The sequence below is a fragment of the Marinilactibacillus piezotolerans genome (assembly GCF_900169305.1).
In the GTDB taxonomy this organism is placed as follows: Bacteria; Bacillota; Bacilli; order Lactobacillales; family Carnobacteriaceae_A; genus Marinilactibacillus; species Marinilactibacillus piezotolerans_A.
In genome coordinates this window covers 242,358-267,942 of sequence record NZ_FWDP01000004.1, presented here as the reverse complement: position 1 = coordinate 267,942, position 25,585 = coordinate 242,358, and the positions used below count along the sequence as shown (strand labels likewise).

The 25,585-nt window shown below is 39.5% G+C and carries 21 protein-coding genes and 1 riboswitch; all 21 genes read right to left on the bottom strand.

Annotated features, from left to right (window positions below):
* Positions 1–52: 52 nt before the first annotated feature.
* On the bottom strand, positions 53–742 hold the full coding sequence (gene cmk / locus B6F02_RS05250) for a (d)CMP kinase (RefSeq protein WP_080147381.1): 690 nt from the start codon (positions 740–742) through the stop codon (positions 53–55).
* A gap of 38 nt (positions 743–780) precedes the next feature.
* The gene (locus B6F02_RS05245) at positions 781–1,461 is read right to left on the bottom strand and encodes a LysM peptidoglycan-binding domain-containing protein (protein ID WP_080146322.1); all 681 of its coding nucleotides are present in this window, start codon (positions 1,459–1,461) and stop codon (positions 781–783) included.
* A 36-nt stretch (positions 1,462–1,497) separates the two neighbouring features.
* Positions 1,498–2,964 carry a RecQ family ATP-dependent DNA helicase gene (locus B6F02_RS05240; RefSeq protein WP_080146321.1) on the bottom strand — a complete coding sequence of 489 codons (1,467 nt, stop codon included), beginning with the start codon at positions 2,962–2,964 and terminating at the stop codon, positions 1,498–1,500.
* The gene (locus tag B6F02_RS05235) at positions 2,906–4,018 is read right to left on the bottom strand and encodes a helix-turn-helix domain-containing protein (RefSeq protein ID WP_080146320.1); all 1,113 of its coding nucleotides are present in this window, start codon (positions 4,016–4,018) and stop codon (positions 2,906–2,908) included. Before B6F02_RS05235 ends, B6F02_RS05240 begins: the two co-directional genes overlap by 59 nt.
* Positions 4,019–4,122: 104 nt before the next feature.
* Positions 4,123–4,740, bottom strand: a complete 618-nt coding sequence (locus tag B6F02_RS05230) for an ECF transporter S component (RefSeq protein ID WP_080146319.1) — start codon at positions 4,738–4,740, stop codon at positions 4,123–4,125.
* A gap of 184 nt (positions 4,741–4,924) precedes the next feature.
* Positions 4,925–5,046: riboswitch (FMN riboswitch) on the bottom strand.
* A gap of 82 nt (positions 5,047–5,128) precedes the next feature.
* Positions 5,129–6,934: a sensor histidine kinase gene (locus B6F02_RS05225; RefSeq protein WP_080146318.1), complete on the bottom strand. Its 1,806-nt coding sequence runs from the start codon at positions 6,932–6,934 to the stop codon at positions 5,129–5,131.
* A gap of 9 nt (positions 6,935–6,943) precedes the next feature.
* Positions 6,944–7,705, bottom strand: a complete 762-nt coding sequence (locus B6F02_RS05220; RefSeq protein ID WP_306293714.1) for a response regulator transcription factor — start codon at positions 7,703–7,705, stop codon at positions 6,944–6,946.
* A gap of 169 nt (positions 7,706–7,874) precedes the next feature.
* Positions 7,875–8,597 (bottom strand): pseudouridine synthase, encoded by a 723-nt coding sequence (locus B6F02_RS05215; RefSeq protein ID WP_080146317.1) that lies wholly within the window; start codon positions 8,595–8,597, stop codon positions 7,875–7,877.
* A gap of 36 nt (positions 8,598–8,633) precedes the next feature.
* Complete coding sequence (scpB, locus tag B6F02_RS05210) at positions 8,634–9,197, bottom strand: SMC-Scp complex subunit ScpB (protein WP_080146316.1); 564 nt, start codon at positions 9,195–9,197, stop codon at positions 8,634–8,636.
* Between the two features lie 33 nt (positions 9,198–9,230).
* Positions 9,231–9,977, bottom strand: a complete 747-nt coding sequence (locus B6F02_RS05205; protein ID WP_080146315.1) for a segregation/condensation protein A — start codon at positions 9,975–9,977, stop codon at positions 9,231–9,233.
* Between the two features lie 12 nt (positions 9,978–9,989).
* Entirely contained in the window at positions 9,990–10,364 is a 375-nt protein-coding gene (locus B6F02_RS05200; RefSeq protein WP_080146314.1) for a GNAT family N-acetyltransferase, read from the bottom strand.
* A gap of 24 nt (positions 10,365–10,388) precedes the next feature.
* Complete coding sequence (gene lysA / locus B6F02_RS05195) at positions 10,389–11,729, bottom strand: diaminopimelate decarboxylase (protein WP_080146313.1); 1,341 nt, start codon at positions 11,727–11,729, stop codon at positions 10,389–10,391.
* 232 nt (positions 11,730–11,961) lie between these two features.
* On the bottom strand, positions 11,962–12,783 hold the full coding sequence (locus tag B6F02_RS05190) for a purine-nucleoside phosphorylase (protein WP_080146312.1): 822 nt from the start codon (positions 12,781–12,783) through the stop codon (positions 11,962–11,964).
* 37 nt (positions 12,784–12,820) lie between these two features.
* Positions 12,821–13,990 carry a phosphopentomutase gene (gene deoB / locus B6F02_RS05185; protein ID WP_080146311.1) on the bottom strand — a complete coding sequence of 390 codons (1,170 nt, stop codon included), beginning with the start codon at positions 13,988–13,990 and terminating at the stop codon, positions 12,821–12,823.
* Positions 13,991–14,013: 23 nt separating this feature from the next.
* The gene (gene xerD / locus B6F02_RS05180; protein ID WP_080146310.1) at positions 14,014–14,922 is read right to left on the bottom strand and encodes a site-specific tyrosine recombinase XerD; all 909 of its coding nucleotides are present in this window, start codon (positions 14,920–14,922) and stop codon (positions 14,014–14,016) included.
* 23 nt (positions 14,923–14,945) lie between these two features.
* Positions 14,946–15,392, bottom strand: a complete 447-nt coding sequence (locus B6F02_RS05175; RefSeq protein ID WP_080146309.1) for a Fur family transcriptional regulator — start codon at positions 15,390–15,392, stop codon at positions 14,946–14,948.
* A 105-nt stretch (positions 15,393–15,497) separates the two neighbouring features.
* A complete protein-coding gene (locus tag B6F02_RS05170; protein ID WP_080147379.1) occupies positions 15,498–16,346 on the bottom strand; it encodes a CvfB family protein in 849 nt (282 codons plus the stop codon).
* 196 nt (positions 16,347–16,542) lie between these two features.
* Positions 16,543–18,300 (bottom strand): pyruvate kinase, encoded by a 1,758-nt coding sequence (pyk, locus tag B6F02_RS05165; protein WP_080146308.1) that lies wholly within the window; start codon positions 18,298–18,300, stop codon positions 16,543–16,545.
* Positions 18,301–18,379: 79 nt separating this feature from the next.
* Entirely contained in the window at positions 18,380–19,342 is a 963-nt protein-coding gene (gene pfkA, locus B6F02_RS05160) for a 6-phosphofructokinase (protein ID WP_080146307.1), read from the bottom strand.
* Positions 19,343–19,565: 223 nt separating this feature from the next.
* Positions 19,566–22,877, bottom strand: a complete 3,312-nt coding sequence (dnaE, locus tag B6F02_RS05155) for a DNA polymerase III subunit alpha (protein WP_080146306.1) — start codon at positions 22,875–22,877, stop codon at positions 19,566–19,568.
* A gap of 77 nt (positions 22,878–22,954) precedes the next feature.
* A complete protein-coding gene (clpB, locus tag B6F02_RS05150) occupies positions 22,955–25,555 on the bottom strand; it encodes an ATP-dependent chaperone ClpB (RefSeq protein WP_080146305.1) in 2,601 nt (866 codons plus the stop codon).
* Positions 25,556–25,585: the final 30 nt, after the last annotated feature.

Sequence of the window (25,585 nt, the reverse complement as noted above, 5' to 3'; positions counted from 1 at the left end):
ATTAATTGTACAGAAAATCAGTTTACATTTCCACTAAAACATTTCAACCCGGCTATTTTAGCAATTCCGGGTGTTTTCCAAGGATAATTGCTGTGATTTTTTCAACAACTTCATCAATGGAGAGACTTGTTGTATCGATCTCGATTGCATCGCTTGCTTTAGTTAATGGAGAGACTTCTCTAGTAGAATCTTTATAATCTCTAGCACTGATTTCCTGTTTCAGTTTCGAAAGATCCGATTCTATCCCTTTTAGGGTGTTTTCTTTGAATCTTCTTTCCGCCCTCTGATCTACACTAGCCACTAGAAAGACTTTTACATTGGCATCAGGGAAAACGACAGTACCTATATCTCTTCCATCCATAATGGTCGGCTGCTTTTGTGATAAGTTGCGCTGACGTTCGACAAGTTCGGCTCTGACTTTTGGATGAGCAGATACAGCGGAAACAGCATTCGTTACATCGTTTTGTCTGATTTCATCGGTTACATCCTGACCGTTGCAGTAGACAAGTTGTCCGTCAGCAGTTTTTTCAAATTCTATAGACACTTGATTCAGTTCTCTCATAATTGAATCTTGGTCTGAAAGATCAATCCCTTTTTCAAGAACGACATAAGTAATTGTCCGGTACATTGCACCACTGTCTACATAAATGAGATTAAGTTCGTCTGCAATTCTTTTCGCTACGGTACTTTTTCCTGATGAAGCTGGCCCGTCAATGGCCACGGTTACTTGGTTATCTGACACTTTATTCACACTTTCATTCTTTAAGTACTTGCTGCTTTTTACTGAACGATCAGTTCCTGACCAACATAAACCGTTTGATCACTTAATCCGTTCAATTCCATTAATTCTTGTGTCGTCATACCATGGTTCAAGGCAATGCGATACATATTATCGCCAGCTTGCACTACATAAGTCTGACTTGTTGCAGGAGTTTCTGGTTCTGTTGCTGTTTCGTCAGATGCAGGAGCTTCTTCCGTTTCAGCATCCGTTGACTCTGGCTGATTCGCTTGTTCCGTTTCTGAAGAAGCTGGTGTTTCAGCAGTTTCCTCTGCTTCTGCGTTCTCTTTACTTGATTGGGCGGCAGTGCTTGCTGTTTCTGAAGCTTCTTCTTCTGTTACAGCTGTTTCTGAAGCCGGTTCCTCTGCTTCTTCTGATTCTGCGGGTGCGGTACTTGCTTTTTCATCAGCATTTGTTTCATTCGTTTTGTTTGTTTGCTCAACAGATGGTTCTTGTTTTGTCTCATAATTGTTCTCTCTGACACTGTACCATGTATATGTACCCAGTGTAACAACTATAACTAAGACCAAAAACACGACCGTAACGGTCAATATGGGTGAGATACTTTTTTCGTGTTCTCTTTTTGCTTTACGAGACATGGTCTGAACTTCTTCATAATCCACTTCTTCGTCAAAACGCTTTGACCAAAGCTCTTCCATAGACTCACGATCTTTCTTGCTCATCCTATTTCCTCCTTATTTTCTATCACAATTATTGTATCATATTTTTCTTGAATTAGTAGACTGTTCATTCATTTTATACAAATCTTGCAGGCGTTCCTTCCAATTTAAAACCAGTGGAGATGACTGCTTTATAACAGAATCTTTTTTTATAAATTGTTCTAACAAATGATCAGTACATGTACTGCAGCAGTTTTCCTTCTGCTCGCAAGTTTTCTCTTCAAAATACCGCAGAAGAAAGGCTCGTTTACAACCAGTATGATGAATATACTGCAGCATGAAGCTGAGTTGTTCTTCTTTCAGCTGTTTTCTTAGTTCCATCTGTCTTATCGCTGACCCTAAAGGAACATTAGAAGTATAATAAAATTGTCCAATCTGAACTTTCGGATCTTGCTGGAATGCTTTTACTTTTTCGGGATGCTTATAAAGATAACTGAGCAGAGATTCATCCGGCAAAGCATCCTCCTGTAATCTCTTTTGAATAAACTGGTCGCCTTGTTCGAAAAGCAGTACTGCAACACCCTCTTTTCTGTCACGACTGCATCTGCCGATTTCCTGCAGATACATTTCTGGATTCGCCGGTACATGATAATGAATCACATATCTTACGTCAGGTTTATCTACGCCCATTCCAAATGCACTTGTTGCACAAATGACTTGAAGTGTTCCGTCAAGAAACTGTTGCTGTATCTTGATTTTGTCATCTGCTTCCAGATCAGAATGATAACTTTCAACAGTTCTGCCTGTTTGTTGACGCAGGTCAACGGCTGCAGAATCTGCCTTCTTTTTACTGGAAAAGTAGATGATCCCTGACCCGTTCAACTTTTCGACATATTCTTTTAATTTGGCATCTTTATTTCCTTCACAACGTTCTACAACCAGTTTGATCTCGTTTCGATTCACCGAGTGGATCAATTCTTCAGTATTAGCTGGATTCATCTGCAAAGATGTTTTGATTTCTTCTCTGACTGCTTTTGTTGCCGTTGCTGTTAATGCCATCGTCACTGGATGTTTCAACTGCTCTTTAACTTTGCCGATTTTTAGATAATCCGGCCTGAAGTCCAGTCCCCATTGTGAAATACAATGCGCTTCGTCTACTACTAAAAAAGCGATCGGAACCGTTAAAAGTCTTTGAATGATAAAGTCGTATTGAACCATTTCCGGTGACACAAAAAGGAATTTCAGTGAGGGGAGCTGTTTTAAGATCCGTCTTTTCTCTCCTGAAGAAGACAGACTGTTGAGTGCAGCTACCCGGCGTTCTCCTAGTTTTTTCAACCCTTCTACCTGATCTTGCATAAGGGAAAGCAAAGGAGAAATAACAATGACTAATCCCTCTTTCAAATAAGCAGGCAATTGGTAGCAGATAGACTTGCCGCTGCCGGTAGGAAGCATGACAAGCGTGTCTTTGCCATTGACTGCTGCTTCGATTGCTTCTTTTTGACCCGTTCTAAATGTTGGGTACCCAAACTTCTGATATAAAAGGTCTTCCAGCTTTATTGTTTTCATTTCTGATCCTTTCAATTTCTACTAATCGATACCATAAAAACAATAGATCTTCATGATCTTGTTTTGCCTCTTTAAATGAATAGGCGGGATATTGATCAAATGAATTATGAAGTGCCCGGTGAATGTCTTTCGGTATATACGGCATAAAGTCAAACACTGTATGAACCAAGGAGATCTCTAATACGTGTTCTCTTATTGTGTTTAACTTGAGCTGACGCTTTTGTGCGACAGCTTCTATCGAGAGACCCTTTTTCAAAAGAACAGCTGTCATAAATGTACTTTTCGATAATCCATAGTATACGGTCTTCTGGACGTGAGATAAAAACTGAGTCAGTAAAGCAGCCTCTGAAGATTTTATCTGATCGATCAATTGTTCGATTGCCTGTTCTAAAACAATCTGAAATTCTATCGGTTCCATTAAAAGTTGATCTGCAATTTGTCTATTTGTAAATCCTACTAGTTGATGTCCCGTCAATTTGCTGACCAATACGGTTGCCGTTGTATCCGGCAACTGTTCAATCACCTGCAGTAACTCTACTGCCCACTTTCCGGAGAGTTCTTCAATCGATTGTTGCTGGCTATAAAGCCATTTTTTGACAGATTCTTGATAAACCGGATTTTTGATCGCCGGACTGTATCGACTATTTTTATAAATGGCTTCTGAAAAAATCTGAGCCGCTAACTGAAATTGAGAGAAAAAAGGACGCCTGATCGTTGCATACGTTAATGAATTGATTGCTGCTGGATATGTATGCCTTGAAAAATACTGCTTCAATTCTTCAACTCCTGCGTCTGTCAGTACATATCCATTTTGTTCTGACCCCTTGATCCATTCCTTTTTAACTAACTGTTCAGCTGATTGTTCTAATGCTTCTCTTGTCATTGATTTGAATAATCCAAATGCTGGATATAACTTTTCCTGTTCAACTTTGAACAGCATAGAGGGTGTTCGCCTGCCATGAAATACATGGATGAGTTGAGAGACTTTAGAAGGCTGAGCAAGATTGAATAATGATAATAAAAAATGCAAAAAATAGTGTTCCCCCTGTAACATAAAACCTCTCCTCTCGTTTTATAAGAATACAGGTTTAAGCGTCGTTTTTCAACAGAAAAAAGGACGGTCACAGACCGTCCTTTTAAATCGTATTATTTATAGAATCAGCTGGCTTTTCTTTGATCAAAAGCAAAAAGTCCCGGCTGATTTTTGTAGAGTTTTTGTCTAGATTTTGCTAACCAAGGATACAGTTTCTGGAATGCTGCGAAAAAGATGAAAGAAACGATCGGTCCCTTGATTAGATTGAAAGGAACAACCGCAGCAACTAGATACTCTTTGATTGGTCCTACACTAAATCCCATTACCGCCATATAAGCAGGTGCCAAGAATAACCAGTTCAGCAAAGCCATCACAACACTCAACGCTACTGTTCCCAATACGGCTGCAGTTACTTTATCTCGCAGTCTCAGCCCGAATTTGGTAATGACCCAATAAACCGGTAATGCAAAAGAGAGAGATGCCAGAAACTGAGCTGTGTCTCCAATCGGTAGTCCAGCCTCCCCGCCTCTTTGGATGAAAGACAAAAGAGAGCGAATAAACGCGATGAGAATTCCTCCAACCGGACCATACACGTACATCCCGAATAAAATCGGCAGGTCACTGAAGTCCAGCTTCAAAAATGAAACACCAGGTAAAATAGGAAAAGAGAACATGGAAATGACCCATGCTAGTGATGCGAGCGTGGCAATACCGACGACTCTATGTGTTCTTGAATTTGACATTGAAAATCCTCCTGAGAAGGATTCATCATTGAGGGATATGAACTTATTGATACAACTGTCTATTCAGCTGTTAAGACTTGAAGCAATCAAACAGAGAAAGTACTCTAGAAATACAAAAAACTCTGCTCAATCCACTTCAGGAATTGAACAGAGCTAAATAAGACAGTATGGTTCAGTCAAAAAGCTCCATCTTCTTTATACCAGACTATACTGTCGGTACTGGAATTACACCAGTTCAGCAAAGCGCAGCTTCGCTCGTGGACTTTACCACCGGTCGGGATTTACACCCTGCCCCTGAAGATGAATCATATTATATTTTGTACTTATTTTTAGTACATACCTATTATACTAAATTCACAACCGTTGTCAACATTTGGATCCAATGAATTTATACTGTCTCTTCCTGGTCTGAAGGAAGATGGATAATAAAAGATGACCCGCGACCAAGCGTTGATTCTACGCTGAGTCTGCCGTCATGCGCTTCAATAATACTTTGAACAACCGATAAGCCGATTCCAGTACCGGAAGCATTATCAGAATAATTTTTCCGAGATTTATCAGCTTTAAAGAAGCGATCAAAGATATAAGGAACATCTTCTTTTGGAATTCCGGTCCCAGTATCATTGACTTCCATAATGATTTCATCCAGATTATCATCTTCAAAGAGTCGCAGTGTTACAGTTTTTGCAGCTTTATCTGTCATGCCTGTATGTCTGATTGCATTATTGATTAAGTTAACAAATACCTGATCCATTTTATCTTTATCGATCGGAAGAATAATTTCCTCTTCCGGCAAATCTAATTTCAGCTCAACATCTACTTCACCAGCTAATTTGCTGAATCTGGATACTAGCGTGCCTAGATATTTATTCAGATTGATTGCATCTTTTTCGATTTCAATGAATCCGGCTTCCATTCTAGATAAATCAAGCATCTCATTCACCATTCTATTCATTCGCATAGATTCATCGCTGATAATTTGTGCCATTTCTTTTTTCTCTTCGATCGACTCAGCAATGTCATCAATAATCGCTTCACTATACCCTTGGACCATCACAAGCGGTGTTCTCAGTTCATGTGAAATATTATTGATAAAATCAACCCGCATTTTGTCTAATCTATGTTCATGCGTCAAATCTTTTGTAGAAACTAGAATGCCACGAATTTCATCATCCTCTTCTATTAAAGGCATAATGGTCACTTCGTAATAAAATTCGACCATTTCAATATTGAATTGAGAAAAAGTTTTCATTTCAGCAGCATCTCTCAGGCTTTTCTCAATATCTATATAGTCATCTTTTCCAGAGAATTGACCTTTTTCTACTTGATACTGTGTCAGGAATAAATCTCCTGCAGGATTGGAAAGGATCAGTGTCTGATCAGAATCATAATAAAGAATCCCGGTATCGATACTAGTCATAATATGAGACAATAATTCTTTTTCTTGTCTAACGACGGTTCTGTTCGTTTCTAAAGAGTGGCCCATCTTGTTCATGGCCATTGCTAATTCTGAAAGGTCATCTCTACCTGAAACCGGTAATTGATGACTAAAATCATCTCTGGCATAGTCAAAAGCAATATTGGTCATTGCATTAATCGGTTCTGAGATATTCCTTTTTAGATATAGGTAATAAATGTAACTTAAGAAAATATTGAACAAGGTAAGTATAATAATGGCAATCAGTACCATTTTTTCAACGCTTGAGATAAATGACAAATCTGCAAAAGCATATAGTTTATATGTCTGCTCTTGATAGGTTATTTCATCAATTTGAAAAATATAGGGGACTTTACTTTGATAGTCTGGATTAGTATCTGAACGAATATGGGCTTCTTGATTCGCTTCTATAAGATCCATTAATTGAGGGTCGTCATTGATTTTTTGTTGAATATTACTGGAAAACTGAAGGATCCATTCGCTCGGTTCCCCAATACTCTGGTTTTCTGAGCGAAGGGCAAAATTCAGTTTCGAATGGATAACATTCGCTTCTTCCAAATAAGTGAATATATATGAAGGGTCTTCTTCTGTCAATTCTCCTAAATTCTGCACAAATGCTTCATAATCATTAAGATAGTTTGCTTTGATTTGTGTAGAATAAAAGTGTGAGTAGAACAAAGAAGTAGCGATCAGTGATAAAAGAATCAGTCCAGTAGTAATCAGCCAAATTCTAATTGCAACGATATTCAGCTTCATACGGTTTCTCTACTCCTCTTCTTCATTAGGATATGAATTCAGCTTATATCCTAATCCCCATACAGTTTCTATCATTTTAGACGCTGTCTGAGATTCTTTTTTCAGTTTTTCACGCAATCTTTTCACATGGGTATCAACAGTACGCAAATCCCCGAAAAACTCATATTTCCAGACTTCTCTTAACAGCTGCTCTCTTCCGAAAATTTGGTCGGGTGATGACATCAGATAGTGCAGCAGATCATATTCTTTAGGTGTGAGGTTGACTGGTTTCCCATCCGCTGTCACTCTTCTAGAATCATTATCGATCTCCAAATGAGGGAGTGTCAAAGTATCAGAAACATTGGCAGATTGGCTGACACTTCCGCCGCTGGCTTGGCTTCTTTTCAGAATAGCTGAAACACGCAGTACGATTTCTCTTGGACTGAACGGCTTAACAATATAGTCATCAGCACCTACTTCAAATCCTTGAATACGATTTAGTTCTTCACCCTTTGCAGTCAGCATCATGATCGGTGTTTCTTTTTCTTTGCGCAATTCTTCTGCCACTTCTATCCCATCCATCTCTGGCATCATTAAGTCCAGAAGGATCAAGTCGTAGTCATTTTCTAATGCTAATTGCAAAGCTTTTTTACCATTCTCAGCTTCGTCAATCTCGTAATCCGCTTTTTCCAAATACATCTTTAATAATCGGCGTATTCGATTTTCATCGTCGACAACCAATAATTTTTTTGATGATGGTTCCAAGGTTTCTTGTTGTTTTTCATCCGTCACAATTCGACACTCCTTAGCACGTGATACTGTTGATAGTTGTAAAATTTATATTTCTTTTTCTTAGATTAATGGATACTTTCTCTAATTATAACTAACCTCTAGGGAATGTTCCACTATTTCAATCCAAAATCGAGATAAGTTACTCAAGCAACAGAATAGAATAAACCTTTTATGCTTCTTCAACTAGTTGTTTTAGTTTATTGATTTCAAACTGTTTAAGTTCTCTCCAAACGCCTGACTGCAAGCCTTCAGTGGTCAAAAAGCCGTATTGTGTTCTGGTCAGTTTTTCGACTGGATGCTCAATCGCCTGCATCATTTTTTTTACCTGATGATTTTTTCCTTCATGGATAATCAACTCGACTGTTGACATGTTCTTTTTACGATCATAATTGACCAGTCGAGCTTTAGCCGGAGAAGAGGTCGTTTTATCTATCTTTACACCTGTCTCAAGTTTTTTGATTTTATCTTTTGTTACTAAGCCTTTTACTTTAGCAACATACGTCTTTTCTACTGAATAACTTGGATGCATCAGTTTATTCGCTAACTCTCCATCATTTGTGAGCAGCAGAACCCCAGTTGTATCATAATCCAGCCTTCCAACTGGATAGATTCGCTCTTCAATACCTTCTAACAGGGATACAACCGTTTCTCTGTCTTTAGGATCGCTGGCTGTAGAAACGACCCCTCTAGGTTTATTTAATAGAAAATAAACGAGTTTTTCCTTTTGAATGGGTACGCCGTCTACTTCAATTGTGTCCGATTTTTTCACTTGCAACCCTAATTCGGTAACCACTTTTCCATTAACCTTTACTCGGCCTTCTTCTATCATTTGTTCAGATTTTCTTCTTGAAGCCACTCCGGCATGCGCCATGACTTTCTGTAATCTATCCATTAAGCTCCTCCTGATTCTTTTCTTTTACGTCTTGCATTAGTCTACGGATTGCTCAAAAGACTCAAAAAACAGTGAAGTCTCTTCAATTTCTTCATCAATCGTCAATTCCGGCAGTTCGTTTAAATGATTTAATCCAAAATAATCCATAAAGTAGTCTGTGGTCCCATAAAGTACCGGCTTTCCTGGTGCTTCAAGTCGTCCGACTTCCTTGATCAAATCTCTCAACTTCAGCTTTTGGAGGGCGGTAGAAAGCTGCACTCCTCTGATTTCTTCTATTTCCATTCGTGTAATCGGCTGCTTGTATGCAATAATAGCTAATGTTTCCAGCAAAGCTTTGCTGAGTTTCTGTGTCAAAGGAGACTGAGCATAACCGCTTACGATCGATGAATATTGTTCTTTAGTGACCAGTTTATATTTACTGGCCGTTTCAATAATCGTGAGCGCACTCGAACTGCGCAGGTTATATTCATTCATCAGCTGGTCCAAAGAAACAATGACATGATCTGTCGTTGAATTTGTCAACTTTGCCATTTCTTTCAGCGTTAGACCTTCTTCTCCTGCTACAAACAGCAATGACTCATAAATGGCCAACTCATCCATATGAATGCTCTCCTTTCTATCTCAAGCTGCTGATCAAACTAGAAAAGCTAGTTCAATTTCTGAGAAGGTTTCTTTTTGTGTAAAACTGATTCTGTTTTCTTTAATCAACTCTAGTAATGCCAGAAACGTTACGACGACTTCCTGCTTTGAATAAATATCAAATAATGCATGAAACTTCATCGTCTTCTGATGACTATTCTGAAATTTCCATTCAATCCAGCTGATTTTATCAGAGACTGTTACTTCTTCTGTTTCAATAGTAGTACGTTCCGGTTCTTTTAATTCATTTCTCTTCAACACAGTTTTAAACGCTTCTAAGAGGTCGGTTAATTGAACTTCCCCCTCCTTAAGCGGAACATTTTGCTGAAACGCTGTAACATCTGATGGTTCCTTAGTGAAATAAACAGATCTTTCATTTTGTTTTTCATCTAGTTGAAACGCTGCATTCTTGAATTTGCGATACTCTAACAGCATTTCCATTAATTCTTCTCTAGGATCTTCTTGTTCCAGGATGAAATCTTCCCCTTCTTCATCCCATCCATCATTTCTGGGAACAAGCATCTGACTTTTGATTGACATTAAAGTAGCCGCCATCACTAAATAATCTCCTGCTACATCCAACTGAAGAATCTGCATTGCATGCAGGTAATCCATATACTGAGTTGTGATTTTAGCAATCGGGATATCATAGATATCAATCTCATACTTATTGATTAGATGGAGCAGAAGATCTAGAGGACCTTCAAATACATCCAGATTAACTTTCCAAGGAGCTTTCATTTGCATATTCCTTTACTCAGAGTCATTTGATTTCTTTACGGTATGCCACTTTGTGATCAGAGATCCAGTTTCAATTGTACCGACAAGCTGTTTGGGACTGAAGCGATCTGACAATGCATCTAAAATCTCATGTGCTAACCCTTCATCTCGATAAGATGGATTAACTGAAATGTGTCTGACAAGTACAAACTCTTCTTCAATCTCAGTCCCTACTACACCGGCAAAATCGTTTGTCTCATCACTTCTCCATAAATATAGCTGACGATTGTCTTCTTGCTGATACCACTCGATTTCTTTCATCAATCTCGTTGTTTCTTTTAAGTCAGGTACATAAGACAATAGTCCCATAGTAATCTTCTGGTAATCAGATTTAAATTCTACTAGCATATATTTCCCTCCTCGTGACGCACGTTATACTGAACGGTGGATGTCTTGTTCCAATTTCATAAAATCATCATACGTTTCTCTTCTTATTGCTAAGAAGTCCTGTTGATTTTCCACAAAAACAACCGCAGGTCTAGGTAAACGATTATAGTTGCTCGCCATTGAATAACCATAAGCTCCTGTACTTAAGACAGCTAAATAATCTCCCTGCTCGACTTCCGGCAACTCCAAGTCCCAAATCAGCATATCCCCGCTTTCGCATGCTTTTCCCGCAACAGATACTTTTGAGTCATAAGGAGCATACACCTTATTCGCCAGAACACCTGTATATTCTGCTTCATAAAGTGCTGGACGGATGTTATCTGCCATGCCGCCATCTACAGAAATATATTTTCTGATTTCCGGAATAGTTTTTTCAGTGCCGACTGTGTAGATCGTTGTCCCAGCTTCTCCTACAATGCTGCGACCCGGTTCGATCCAGATCTCCGGCAGCGCCAATTCAAGATTCTTTGCTTGCTGTTCTACATTTTTTATAATACTGAGAGCATATTCTCCTATTGAAAGCGGCTGATCTTCATTTGTATAGCGGATTCCAAAGCCTCCGCCTACGTTTAACACTTGCAGATCAAATCTGACTTCTTTTTTCCATTCTTTAGCATTTACCATTAATCGCTCGATAACAGCTTCATAACCGGCTGTTTCAAAAATCTGCGAACCAATATGAGCATGTAAGCCGATCACGTCTATATAAGGATGCTGCTGTGCTAATTCCACTGCCTCTCTTGCCTGTCCAGAAGATAAATCAAATCCAAATTTCGAATCTGCCTGTCCAGTCGTTATATATTCATGAGTATGAGCTTCTATTCCTGGAGTGACCCTTATGAGTACTTTCATTTTTTTCTGATGCAGAGTCGTAAGCTGATTGATCATATCCAATTCTGTAAAATTATCCACAACAATACATCCGATATTGGCATTTAACGCCTCGACCAGTTCTTGATGCGATTTATTATTACCGTGAAAATGAATCTTTTCAGCTGGGAACCCGGCTTTGATGGCTAAATAAAGCTCTCCGCCAGATACCACATCAAGAGACACGCCTTCCTCAGCTAAAATCTGGTAAAGCGCTAGTGAAGAGAATGCTTTGCTGGCATAAGCTACTTGTGTCTCTTTTTTATACGTAGAAAAAGCAGACTTGAATTCATTGATTCGAGATTTGATTAAGTCAATATCATAGATATAGAGCGGTGTTGAATACTTTTCTGCTAACGCTACTGTATCGATTCCGCCAATTTCTAGATGATTCTGCTCATTGACTTTCATTGTTCCTGGAAAAACTGGAGGAGTGCTGTGATTAAATTGTTCCATTTATGTTACCCACTTTTCTTTTATCATATTCTTATATATATAACAGTGTAGAAGACAGTCTGTTTAAACGGTCTTAAAGAATTCTTTACTCATGACAATAATACAGATATATACTTGAAAAATCAAATTCACCTTTACTTTTCAAGCTACAAAAAAGATAGATAAAGATGGCTCAGTGCATCTTTATCTATCTTCAGATAATCAAATTTCTACTAAAGTGCTGAATCTTCCATTAAAGTTTTTCAATTAATGATTTGACGAGTGATTTGAAAGACTCTTTGACACGAGTAGTTACTTCAACAACCTCAGCGTGATCCAAGTTTGCTTGCATTCCTGCTGCGTAATTTGTAATACAAGATATTCCTGCTACACGCAGACCTGCATGTTTGGCAACGATGACCTCAGGTACTGTAGACATTCCTACTGCATCTCCGCCTAATGTGCGGATCATACGAATCTCAGCAGGTGTCTCGTAAGTTGGACCAGAAAGACCGAAATATACACCTTCTTTAACAGAAAGTCCTTGTGCTTCAGCGCATTCTCGAATCAGTTTCTGATATTCTTTATCGTACGCTTCCGTCATATCTGTAAATCGCGGTCCCAAAGTTGACTCGTTTTTACCCATCAATGGATTAACTCCAGTGAAATTGATATGGTCTGAGATAATCATCAGGTCTCCCGGATTAAATGTTGAATTGACACCACCAGCAGCATTCGTCACTACTAATGTTTCAACACCTAGTGCTTTCATTACTCGGACTGGGAAAGTAACTGACTCCAGAGAATATCCTTCGTAATAATGGAATCTTCCTTGCATCGCGAGCACTTTCTTTCCGCCAAGAGTACCGTAAACTAATTGGCCCGCATGACCTTCTACTGTAGATACAGGAAATCCTGGAATATCTTCATAAGGTATGACAATCGAATCCTCAGCTTCATCCGCCAGTTCTCCTAATCCAGATCCTAAGATCAATCCCACTGCCGGATGCTCGATTCCTTTGCTTTTTAAATATACAGCGGCACTTCCAATACTGTCTAAATATGTTCTATCCATTTAATCGACTCCTTATTATTCATTATTTTCAGCTGAATCAGTTAAGCTCAGAAAGAAAGCTTGTTCCGAATCCTGTGCTGTCAACACCGAAATTGTCAGCGATCGTAGCGCTGATATCTGCAAAGAACCCTTGAGGAATTGCGCCATTGTCTTTTAAACTAGGTGAATAAATCATAACAGGTACAAATTCTCTTGTATGATCTGTCCCATGATGTGTTGGGTCATTTCCGTGATCAGCCGTGATGATCAGCAGATCATTTTCATTGAGTTCACTTAAAATTTCGGGAATCCTTGCGTCAAATTCTTCGAGCGCTTGTGCATAACCCTCAACATCTCTACGGTGTCCAAATAATGCATCAAAGTCTACTAAGTTTGTAAAACTCAATCCATTGAAGTCCTTTTGCATTACTTTAAGCAACTGATCAACACCGTCCATATTGGATTTGGTACGAACGGATTCTGTTATTCCTTGACCATTAAAGATATCGTTGATTTTGCCGACTGCAATAACATCTTTCCCACTATCCTTAAGTGAGTCCAGCACCGTATGTCCAAATGGGCTCAAGGCATAGTCATGTCGATTACTTGTACGCGTAAACTGACCTGGCTTTCCTAAATAAGGACGTGCAATAATTCGGCCGATCATATAGGGCTCATCTTTTGTAATGTCTCTAACATACTCGCAAATTTCATATAACTCTTCCAGTGGGATAACGTCTTCATGTGCCGCAATCTGCAACACTGGATCCGCAGATGTATAAACAATCAAATCCCCTGTTTCAATCTGATGCTGACCGTATTCGTCGATAATTTCTGTACCTGAAGCAGGTTTATTCCCAACGATTTTACGACCTGTATGCTCTTCGATCTGCTGAATAAGTTCCTGTGGAAAGCCGTCCGGGAAAACTCTGAATGGCTTATCAATATGCAATCCCATGATTTCCCAATGCCCAGTCATTGTATCTTTACCTACTGATTTTTCTTCCAGCTTAGTGTGGTAGCCGATACTTGCCGGTGTTTCTTCTACTCCTTTGAGCGGCTCAATATTGCCCAATCCCAAAGTTTTCAGATTCGGCAGTTTCAAGTCCACGTTTTCTGCAATATGGCCAAGGGTATGTGCCCCTTCATCATTAAATTCTTTTGCATCTGGCGCTTCGCCGATGCCTACAGAATCCATGACAATTAAATGTATTCTATCGTATTTCATCTATATTCCTCCTATAATATTGATTATGCGCGCGGATGATAAGTATCATAAACTTCTTTAAGTCTGTGTTTGGTAATATGCGTATAGATTTGAGTGGTTGAGATATCGGAATGCCCTAGCAGTTCTTGTACCACTCTTAAATCAGCGCCATTTTCCAGCAAATGTGTTGCAAAGGAATGTCTCAAGGTATGAGGCGTAACATTTTGAGTAATACCGGCTTGCTGGACCATCTTCTTGATCTTTTTCCAGACACCCTGCCTGCTCAACTGTGTTCCTCGTAAATTTAAAAAGACATAAGCAGACTCTTGAGAGGCGTGCATTTCCAGCTTTGGTCTGCTGTATTCAAGATAATATTCCAGCCACTTGACTCCCTGCTCGCCGATTGGCAGAATACGTTCTTTATCTCCCTTTCCAGTTGTCTGTATTAAATTCATGGAAAGGTGCAGCTCATCTAGTTTCAGATTCACTAGTTCTGAGATACGAATCCCAGTCGCATACATCACTTCTAAAATCGCTCGATCCCGAATACCGATTTTATTGGAGACATCTGGAATCGACAACAGAACATCAATCTGCTTCAAGGAAACAACTTTCGGCAAGGTTTGTGCTTTTTTCGGTGTATCGATATAAAGCATGGGATCCTCAGCTGATATGGCCTCCTGTTTCATAAACTGGTGAAAGCGGCGCAAACTTGAAATCATTCTAATCAACGAATTATCAGCTTTATGTCCGTTCTTCTGATGTTCTAGAAAATTCAAGATCATATACCGGTCAACTTGGTCCCAAGTGGTAATGTTCTGTTCCTTCAAATAGAAGAGATACTGCATTAAATCTCTTTGATAACTTTCAATAGAATTTTTAGAAAGGCCTCGTTCAATTTTTAAAAAAATGAGGTACTCCTCTAACGCTCCTCTTCCGAATTCTACTGTCACCTGGCATTGCTCCTTAGTTCAGTTCAAGACTGCTCTAGACAGGATCGACAAACTCCTTGGAAAGTCAGCCGATGATCATTCACTTTGAAATGATACAGTTCTTCAATCGTTTTCTCGATTTCAAGCAAAAGATCGTTTTCGACTTCATCGATTTTCCCGCATTTCTGGCAGAGCAGATAATGCGGTTGATGTAAATGTCCGCTGTTATTCAGATCATATCTGGAAATACCGTCTTGAAAGGTCATTTTATTTAAAACATTCAAGTCACGCAGCAAATCCAAGGTTCGATACACGGTTGCCAAACCTACACTTGAATTTTCAATCTTGACTTTTAAATAGATTTCTTCCGCACTCAAGTGTTCATTTTCAAGCAGAACTTTCAAAATGACTTGCCTTTGAGGGGTAAGTTTAAATCCTGCACTGTATAATGTTTGAGTGATTGTTTTTATTTTACTGTCCGTTCTTTTCATATGCTTCTCCTTGGATTCACATACTCCTGATGTCTAATCAGTACAGTACTAGATTATCATCAGTATAAAATAGAATATTGCCAGATACAACCAAATTCCACTAGATCAGCTTTCATCAGATGTTTCGTCAACAAGTTGAGTCCCGTTTTCATCTTGAGTAATCAGGCGCTGCTTCATTAATCTGCCGAGTGCGCGCTTAAACTGACCTTTACTGATGCCGAACTGATTCTTGATGGCTTGAGGGTCGCTTTTATCATTAAAAGGAAAACGTTGATCAGAAGACCGGCGCAAAACTTCTAATAACATCGCAGCATCTTCATCCAACACTTCATAGGCTCTAGGAAGCAAGGATACATAATAGACACCATCTTCTCTTACGCCAATGATTCTTCCGCTGATATGCTCGCCAAGTCTAGGTTCTCTTTCTCGCTCAGACGGATGAACAAACCCAATATAGTGATCCTCAGTAAAGAAATACGTACCGCTTTTCTTTAACAAAAAAGCATGACCGTTTACATCTGAATTATGTTCTTCTTTTGTTCCAGTTTTTGAGATAGCAACAAAATCTTCTTCCTGCGCTAGTTCTCCCCAGATTCTGTCTTTTTCATCAATACGAACAGTCAGATATAATTGATCTCCTTTTTTCGGCCATAAATGTCCTTCATTTGGAAGATCGTCCAGTGAAACAACCAAATCTTTATCTTTCCATTGAACATTGACAAAAACTCCAAGATTTCTTCTGACTTCTACAACTTCTCCCCATCCGTAATGACCAATTCTGACTTCTGGTATTTCCCTTGTGAAGACTGGTGTGCCCTTTTTGTCAAGATAGGTAAATCCTTCTATAGTTTGGCCTAATGAAAGAGTTTCTGCAGCATCATCTATTACTTTGTAAGTTACTCCGCTGTTCTGTACAAAAGTTTCTTTTTCATTTTGATCAGTAACAATCGCCATGATTGTTTCTCCATACTTTGCCACTCTGCTCACTCCTTTTTTAATATAAAAAAACGATGAGACCCGCAATCTTAGAGAAAGTTTTGTATCCACTCCAGATCAGTTTAAGTTATCTGAAATTCAACTTATTCCAAGATGTCGATGATCTCATCGTCTAATCATGTTGCTTTATCGTTCAGTCATTCATTTCTTCGTATTAGATCGCTGTAGTTGCTCCGCGATAAATAATTCCGCGACGAGCATCAACGGTGATCAATTCGTCTTGTTCGATCAGTTCTGTAGCACTTTCAGCAGATACAACTACTGGAATACCCATAGCAATTCCAATAACCGCTGCATGAGAAGTCAATCCGCCTTGTTCTACAACAATTGCAGCTGATTTTTCAATTGCAGGAAGATAGTCTTTATCCGTGTTTTGCACGACCAAGATGCCGCCTTCAACAGCTTTTTCATTAGCTTCATCTGCAGAAGAAGCAACAATTGCTTTTCCAATAACAGATTCAGAACCAACTCCTTGACCACTAACGAGCTTTGACCCAATCAATTGGATCTTCATAACGTTAGTTGTTCCGCGTTCGCCAACAGGTACTCCTGCTGTAATAATGATCAAGTCGCCTTCTTTAGCAAATCCTTTTTCCATAGTTGTTTGAGTAGCCAAGTTGAACATATCATCTGTAGAAGTTGGTTTTTCAGACAATGTTGGAATAACGCCCCATTGAAGAGCCAAACCGCGAGCAGTTTCTTCAGAGAAAGTAACAGCTAGAATATCCGCTTTAGGACGGAATTTAGAAATCATACGTGCAGTATGTCCAGATTCAGTTGCTGCGACGATTGTATTGATGTTTAAGTTGCGTGCAGTATGTCCGACAGCTTGACCGATTGCTTCAGTCATGTCGCCTTGGTCAAATGCTTTAAGGGCAAAAGTATCTTGTCCTACTAAAGCAGCTTCTGTACGGATCGCAATGTTGTACATTGTTTGTACAGATTCAACTGGATAGTCTCCGGCAGCTGTTTCACCTGAGAGCATGATAGCATCTGAACCATCAAAAATAGCGTTCGCAACATCGGAAGCTTCAGCACGTGTAGGACGTGGATTAGCTTGCATAGAGTCTAACATTTGAGTTGCAGTGATAACTGGTTTTCCAGCTGCGTTACACATACGGATCATTTGTTTTTGAACGATCGGTACTTCTTCTGCTGGAATTTCAACACCTAAGTCTCCACGAGCAACCATTAGTCCGTCTGAAATCTTAATAATTTCTTCAAGATTATCGACACCTTCTTGGTTCTCGATTTTAGGAATGATTTGTACATGCGTGTTTCCTGTTTTTTCTAACAAATCAGTGATTTCAAGAACGTCAGATGGGCGGCGTACGAATGAAGCTGCGATATAATCGATATTGTTTTCAAGACCGAATTGGATATCGCTCTTATCTTTATCTGTTAGTCCTGGAAGGTTAACGGATACACCTGGTACGTTTACGCCTTTTTTGTTTTTCAAGATTCCTGTGTTCAAGGCAGTTGTAACGATTTCGCCTTTGTCGTGCTCAATATCTGTTACTTGCAGGTTGATTAGTCCGTCGTCCAATAAAATACTAGATCCAGGATTTACATCGTTGATTAGATCTGTATATGTTACAGAGAATTTTTCAGGAGTTCCTTCTACTTCAGTCATAGAAACGCGAACAGTACTGCCTTTAACGATTTCGATTTTGCCGTCTACCATGTTTTGGGTTCTGATTTCAGGACCTTTAGTATCTAACATGATTGCGATCAATTTATTCGTTTTAGCTGCTGCTTCACGAATATTTTTGATACGTTGAAGATGTTCCGCATGATCACCATGAGAAAAGTTCAATCGTGCAACGTTCATACCTGCTTCCATAAGTTTTGTTAGAGTTTCTACCGACTCACTAGCTGGTCCGATCGTACAAACGATTTTTGTCTTTTTCATAAGAATTGACTCCCACTTTCGTAATTTTTTATAGTCTGGTTACTGAGGTCTGATCAAGCAAGAATAGATTAAAACTAGACTAGCTTGAAATTTCTTGGTTCAATTTATATAGATCCAAGTTTGGTGTGTGTTTCATATTGTCTAAGGTCTCTACAATATCATTAGCAACGATTTTCTCGTTTACAATTCCTAAGCAAAGACCGCCTTTATCTGCTTTTAAGTATTCCACTGCTCCAGCGCCGAATTGGCTTGCCAGAACTCGGTCTCTTGCTGTTGGAGATCCGCCGCGCTGTACGTGTCCCAATACGGTTACACGAACATGGAAATTGTCGATCGCATCTAATTTTTCTGCGAACTCTTTTCCATCCATAACACCTTCAGCTAAAACGATGATTGTATGTTTTTTCCCTTTTTCTCTTCCTTCACGGATGTTATCCGCCACACCTGTAATGTCAAAGCCTTTTTCCGGAATAATGATTTGTTCTGCACCGCTGGCAACACCTGCCCACAATGCAATATCTCCCGCATCTCTACCCATTACTTCGATAACAAATGTTCTGACATGAGAAGTTGCTGTATCTCTAATTCTATCTAAAGCATCCAATACAGTATTGATAGATGTATCAAAACCGATTGTATAATCCGTTCCGGCAATATCATTATCGATCGTTCCCGGCAGACCAATACATGGATATCCATGTTTTGTCAGTGCATAAGCACCTCGGTAAGAACCATCTCCGCCGATGACAACCAGTCCTTCAATGCCGAAGCGGTTCAATTGTTCGATTCCTTTTAACTGACCTTCTTCTGTTGCGAACTGAGGATATCTGGCTGAGTAAAGGAAAGTACCGCCTCGCTGGATAATATCTCCAACATCTCTGCGGGTCAATTTACGGATATCTCCAGCAACAAGACCGGCAAATCCATAATTGATTCCATAAACTTCCATACCTTCATATAGAGCTTTTCTTACTACCGCGCGAACAGCAGCATTCATACCTGGAGAATCTCCACCACTTGTTAAAACTCCAATACGCTTCATATTGACTTTTCACCTCTAATACTTATTTTAATCATTTAAATAGATGTTGATGAATAGTCTGCTCTGAACAAATTTCTCTATTCAATCACCGCAAACTTGTATATAGCTTCAGCGTCAATTTCTTTCGCTGCATATTCATCTAGTTTCCATACAAATATTATTCTATCACTTTTTGCTTTTATTGTCTCATAAAAATAGCAACTAACACAGATTTTCTACGAATTCATCGTAATATGACCTGTTTTTCACTAAGAATTCGCTTTAACGTTTTAAGGAGTTCCTCAGATCCATCCACTGAGAACTGTTTTTTTAGTAAATGCTTCTGTTCTGTACTGGATTCGTAAAGCAAAACAGGAATATTTCCGCCATGTTGTTTCAAGACAGCTTGAACATCAGTAAATTGCTCCTGCTGCTCCTTGAGCGACTCGATTTTCAAAAATAAAGTCTTGGGTTTCTCAGGAAGACTTAAAGAATCGGCCAGGTCCAAGTTTCTAACCAGCAGCTTCAGTCCATTTTGATCTGACTCCATTTTACCTTCCGCTGCTACCGTCACATTTTTTTCTAATTGTTTGATATATTTTCTGTGCTGTTCAGGAAACAGTGTTAAAGAGCAGGTTCCAGTCTGATCTGTCACATCCACAAAAGACATCGGTTCACCGCGTTTAGTCTGAATCGTCTTAATCGACTTTATTGTACCAAGGATCTTAGTGGATCTGTTCGATTTTGCATCAGCAATATACTGCATCTGATATGCTTTTCTTAGTTCATCATACTGTTCACTAGGGTGGCTAGACAAGTAAAACCCTGTGACTGAAAATTCCTGTTCAAGTTTTTCTTCTTGAGAAAGATCTTCTACTGATTCAATTCTTGGGGCCAAAGACTCAAACAATTCCATATTTCCACTGCTCATATTGATACTATCTATCACACCTTCCAGAGAATGCAAGATCGTTCCTCTGTTCTCTGGAAGCTGATCAAAAGCCCCTGCATAAACTAGCGGTTTGATATACTGCTCTTTTCTCCATTTACTTTCCAATCTGCTGATAAAGTCGATAAAATCTTTGTACTGTCCATTCTCTCTGCGATTACTGTAGATGGAGTGAATCAAATCTCTTCTAAGCCCTTTAACAATATCCAGTCCGGACTGAATGATTCCATTACGCATTGTGAATGAATAGTCGCTTGTATTTATATCTGGACCAGCCATTTTAACGCTTCTTTTTCTTGCTTCTACAATATACTCCTGTAGTTTGCTTTTATTGTTTGACGAAGCTTTCATGAGTGCTGCATAAAAGGCAGCCGGGTAGTGTGCTTTGAAATAAGCCAACTGGTACGCCACCATTGAATAAGCCACAGCATGAGAACGATTAAAGCCGTAGTTAGCAAACTGTTCAATGTAGTGATAGACAATTGCGGCCGTATCTTCTGTATAGCCTTTTTGAACAGCTCCGGCGATGAACTGTGCCCGTCCTTTATCAATCTCAGACTTGATTTTTTTGGAAATGGCTCTTCTCAGCATATCAGCCTCCGCAAGGCTGTACCCAGCGAGTTTTGAAGCTACTCTCATGACCTGTTCCTGATAAACCATAATGCCATAAGTAATACCTAGAATATCTTCTAAATCATCGTGAGGGTAAACGATCGGCTCATTTCCTTTTTTACGAGAAATAAAGGTATCGATCTGTTCCATCGGACCTGGTCTATACAGTGCATTAACGGCTATGACATCCTCGATATCATTCGGTTCCAATTTCTTTAGTACTCGTTTAATCCCTGGAGACTCAAACTGGAAAATACCATTTGTGGCTCCTCTTTTAAATACTTCCAGTGTTTTTGGATCATTTAACGGAATATCGTTTAATGTCATAGAAAGGTTCTGATCTGTATTGGTCAGTCTTAAACAGTCGGAGAGAATAGTAAGATTTCTTAATCCCAAGAAATCCATCTTCAGCAATCCAACCTTTTCTACATCAGCCATTGCAAATTGCGTAAGCGATAATGTGCCGTTTCCTTGCTGGAGCGGTACATTATCGATTAGTGGTTTATCAGAAATAACGATACCTGCTGCATGAGTAGAAACATGTCTCGGCAGTCCTTCAATTCGTTTAGCCGTATCAAATATCAATTGATTTTGTTCGTTTTCTTCTATCAGTTTTCTTAATTTCTCAGACTCTTTCACTGCTCGTTTCAATGTCATCCCTAAACTAATCGGAATAGCATCTGACCATTTCTTTAATTCTTGAGTCGTTAAACCAAACACTCTGCCCGAATCTCTGACCGCCATCTTTGCTGCAAACGTTCCAAAAGTTGCAATTTGTGCGACATGCTGTTGTCCATATTTCTGATTAACATAAAAAAGCATTTTTTCACGCTGGTTATCTGGGAAATCCAGGTCAATATCCGGCATAGAATATCGTTCTTCATTTAAAAACCGCTCGAACAGCAACCCATAGGCAATCGGATCTACATCCGTAATTTTCAGCACGTAAGAAACAAGCGAACCGACCGCTGATCCCCTTCCGGAACCTGTAACGATCTTTTGACTATGTGCAAAACGGATCAAATCCCACACAATCAGAAAATAATCTGAAAATCCCATTTTCGAAATAATCGTTAATTCTTTTTCTAAACGGTCTTTATAGATTTGAGAAGGATTTTGAATCCTTTTTGGCAGTGCTTCTGTACAGAGCTGTTTTAAATATTCATCTGTCTCTCTACCTTCAGGAATCGGGAATCTCGGCAGCACAGGCTGATCTAATATTAGATCAATAGAGACTTGCTCTGCTATCTTGTCAGCTGTCTCGGCAATTTCTTTTAATCCTGCCTGTTCATAGAGAGAGGTCAGTTCAGCAGCGGCTAATAAATGACGATTCTTTTCCAAAATTTTAACGGATTCGATCGTCTCATTAGCGCTGATCGTCTTCAGCACATCAACTGCAAATGCATCATCTTCATCAATGTATTCAACTGGGTCAAAGGCTGTCACCGAAACATTTAGTTCATTAGCCAAAGACAGCAGTGCTTGTTGTACAGTTGGCTCCCCCGCTCTTAGAGAGTAACCTGCATAAAAGTGAGCGAATATTTTTTTATATTTTTCAAGAGCTTCTGCTGCTCCTTGACGATTTGAAGCCAATAACGCTTGGGAAACTTCTCCATTCATTCCAGGAGTGATTGCAATCAGATGATGACTGTTTCGCTCAAGAAAAGCTAAAGACACAGGAGCATCTTCCATCATTCTTTTTGTTGAAAGAGTCATCAACTGCTTGAATCCTGACTCATTTTTTGCCAGTAGAACCATTGGAACTGCTTTCTCTGGATCAGCAATCGACTCGATCTCTAGTTCTAGACCCAGCAAAGGTTTGAGATCAGCTTGTTTTGCTTTTTCGTAAAATTCTACTGCTCCGTAGAGAATATTCCGGTCAGTCAAGGCTATGGACGAATATCCTCTGTTTTTCGCTGCATTGATCAACTGGTCGATTGTCGTTGTACTGTTTAACAATGTATACGTACTGATCACTTGAAGTTGTGTCTGCAAAGCCTTGCTCCTCTCTTTATCAGATTATTCCTTGATTGGTCCTGTGACAGGTTTCACAGTCCTTATTCTCAACTCTCTTAAATAGGCATTGAATTGAATACTAATTGATCATCTTGCTGATCTGCAATGATGGTTTCTCCTTTTTTCAATGTATCCGCAATGATCATTTTAGCAATCGGCGTTTCTATTTCATTTGTCAGATATCTTTTAATCGGCCGTGCACCAAAAGCAGGATCGTATGCTTGCTCTGCAATCCAGTTTTTAGCCGCTTCCGTTATTTCTAATTTATACCCATTGTAAGCTAATCTGCGTTCCAGATCTTTTGCAAGTTTTCCGACGATCATCACCATATTCTGTTTTGTGATCGGAGAGAATAAAACAATATCATCTAACCGATTCAAAAATTCTGGTCTGAAAGAACCAAATAATAGCTGGCGGACTTTTTGCTCGGTTTCATCACTAACTTCTCCGGTCGATGAGGTCTCTTGCAGTAAAATGTCCGACCCAATATTACTAGTCAAAATCAGCACTGTATTTTTAAAATCGATTAATTGACCTTTAGAGTCTGTTAGACGACCTTCATCTAGCACTTGCAGCAAAATATTGAACACATCAGGATGCGCCTTTTCTACCTCATCCAGCAATAGAATCGTATACGGATTCAGCCTAACCGCTTCTGTCAATTGCCCGCCTTCATCATAGCCGACATATCCGGGCGGTGAACCGATCAAGCGGGATACACTATGCTTTTCCATGTATTCGCTCATATCCAAACGGACCATTTGATCCGGTGTATCAAATAACTGCTCAGCGAGTGTTCTGGCTAACTCTGTTTTCCCTACACCTGTAGGACCTAAAAAGAGGAATGAACCTAATGGTCGATTGGGATCTTGTATCCCTGCTCTTGCTCTAAGAATGGCATCTGTTACTGTGTCGACTGCCTGGTCTTGTCCAATAACCCGTGTCTTCATCGTTTCATTTAGATGCAGCAGTTTTTCTCTCTCTGTTTCTACAAGTTTATTGACTGGTATACCTGTGATTCTGGCAACGACTTCTGCCATCTCATCTTCCGTTACCGTTTCCTGTACAAGTCGGTCTTCGCTAGAACGATTCTCCTGATGAATCGATTCTAATTGTGATAGTTCTTTTTCCAGAGCCGGTATAGTGCCGTGTCTCAGCTTCGCTGCTTCTTCCAGATTATATTCTGATTCAGCTTCTTCTAATTTGCGTTTTGCTTGGTCGATCTCGGTTTTCTTATCTTGGATATCTTGCATAGAGATTTTTTCTTTATTCCATTTCAGAGACAGCGTTTCTACTTCTTCTCGTGTCGTTACCAACTCCTGTTGAAGAACAGATAACCTCGCTTTGCTTTTCTCATCTGCTTCCTCTTTCAAAGCTTGCTCTTCGATCTCCAACTGCATTTTTCTTCTTGTTAAAAGATCTAATTCATTCGGCATTGAATTCATTTCTACCCGAATGGTAGCACAAGCTTCATCAACAAGATCGATCGCTTTATCCGGCAAGAATCTTTCTGTCATATACCGGCTGGATAATTGCACAGCAGCGACTAAAGCATTATCCTGTATGTTGACGCCGTGATGGATTTCAAACCGTTCTTTCAATCCTCTTAAAATACTGATCGCTTCTTCAATGGAAGGCTCATTCACCGTTACTTTTTGAAATCTTCTTTCTAACGCTTTGTCTTTTTCCATATACGTTCTATATTCGTTGATTGTTGTAGCGCCGATACAGTGCAGCTCTCCTCTTGCAAGCATTGGCTTCAATAGATTCCCCGCATCCATGCTGCCTTCTGTTTTGCCGGCTCCAACGATCGTATGAATCTCATCAATAAATAGTAAAATCTTACCGTTACTGTTTTTAACTTCTTTTAATACAGCTTTCAGCCGTTCTTCAAATTCGCCTCGAAACTTTGCACCGGCAATCAGAGCACCCATATCTAAAGAAAACACTTTTTTATTTTTCAGATTTTCCGGTACATCATTCCTTACGATTCTTTGTGCCAGACCTTCAACGATGGCTGTTTTTCCGACGCCCGGTTCTCCAATCAAAATTGGATTGTTTTTTGTTTTACGAGAAAGAATACGAATGACATCCCGGATTTCGTCGTCTCGACCGATAATTGGATCCTGATTGCCTTCTTTCACTTGTTTCACTAAGTCCACTGCATAGGATTCTAACGCCTGATACGCGGCTTCTTGATTTGGACTTTTCACAGATTCTCCGCCTCTCCATTCCATAACCATTGCTTGCAGTTTGGATTCTGTTATACCTTGTTCGATCAAAAATGATTTTAATGGATGCTGTTCAATTCTCATTAAAGCTATCAGCACAACATCCACAGCGATATAAGTATCGTCAAATTCCTGAGCAGCTTGTTCTGCTTTTTGAAGCAGGTCGTATAAAGCTCTGGACAGTTGAGTGCCATACTGTACTGAGGTTCCTTGAACGACTGGTAAACGATCAATTGCTGCCTCAACAATCGTTAGAAAAGCTTCCATATCAAGACCGCAAGTTTCATATAATCGATAAGCAATATGATCCGGCTGCATAAAAATTCTCCAAAGATGCTCCACCTCAATCAACTGATGAGACCGAGTTTTTGCAACTTGCTGAGCTTCTGCTATTGATTCTTGCATCATTGTAGTATATTCAGCCATTCAACTTTCTCCTCACTTTTTTTAGTCACT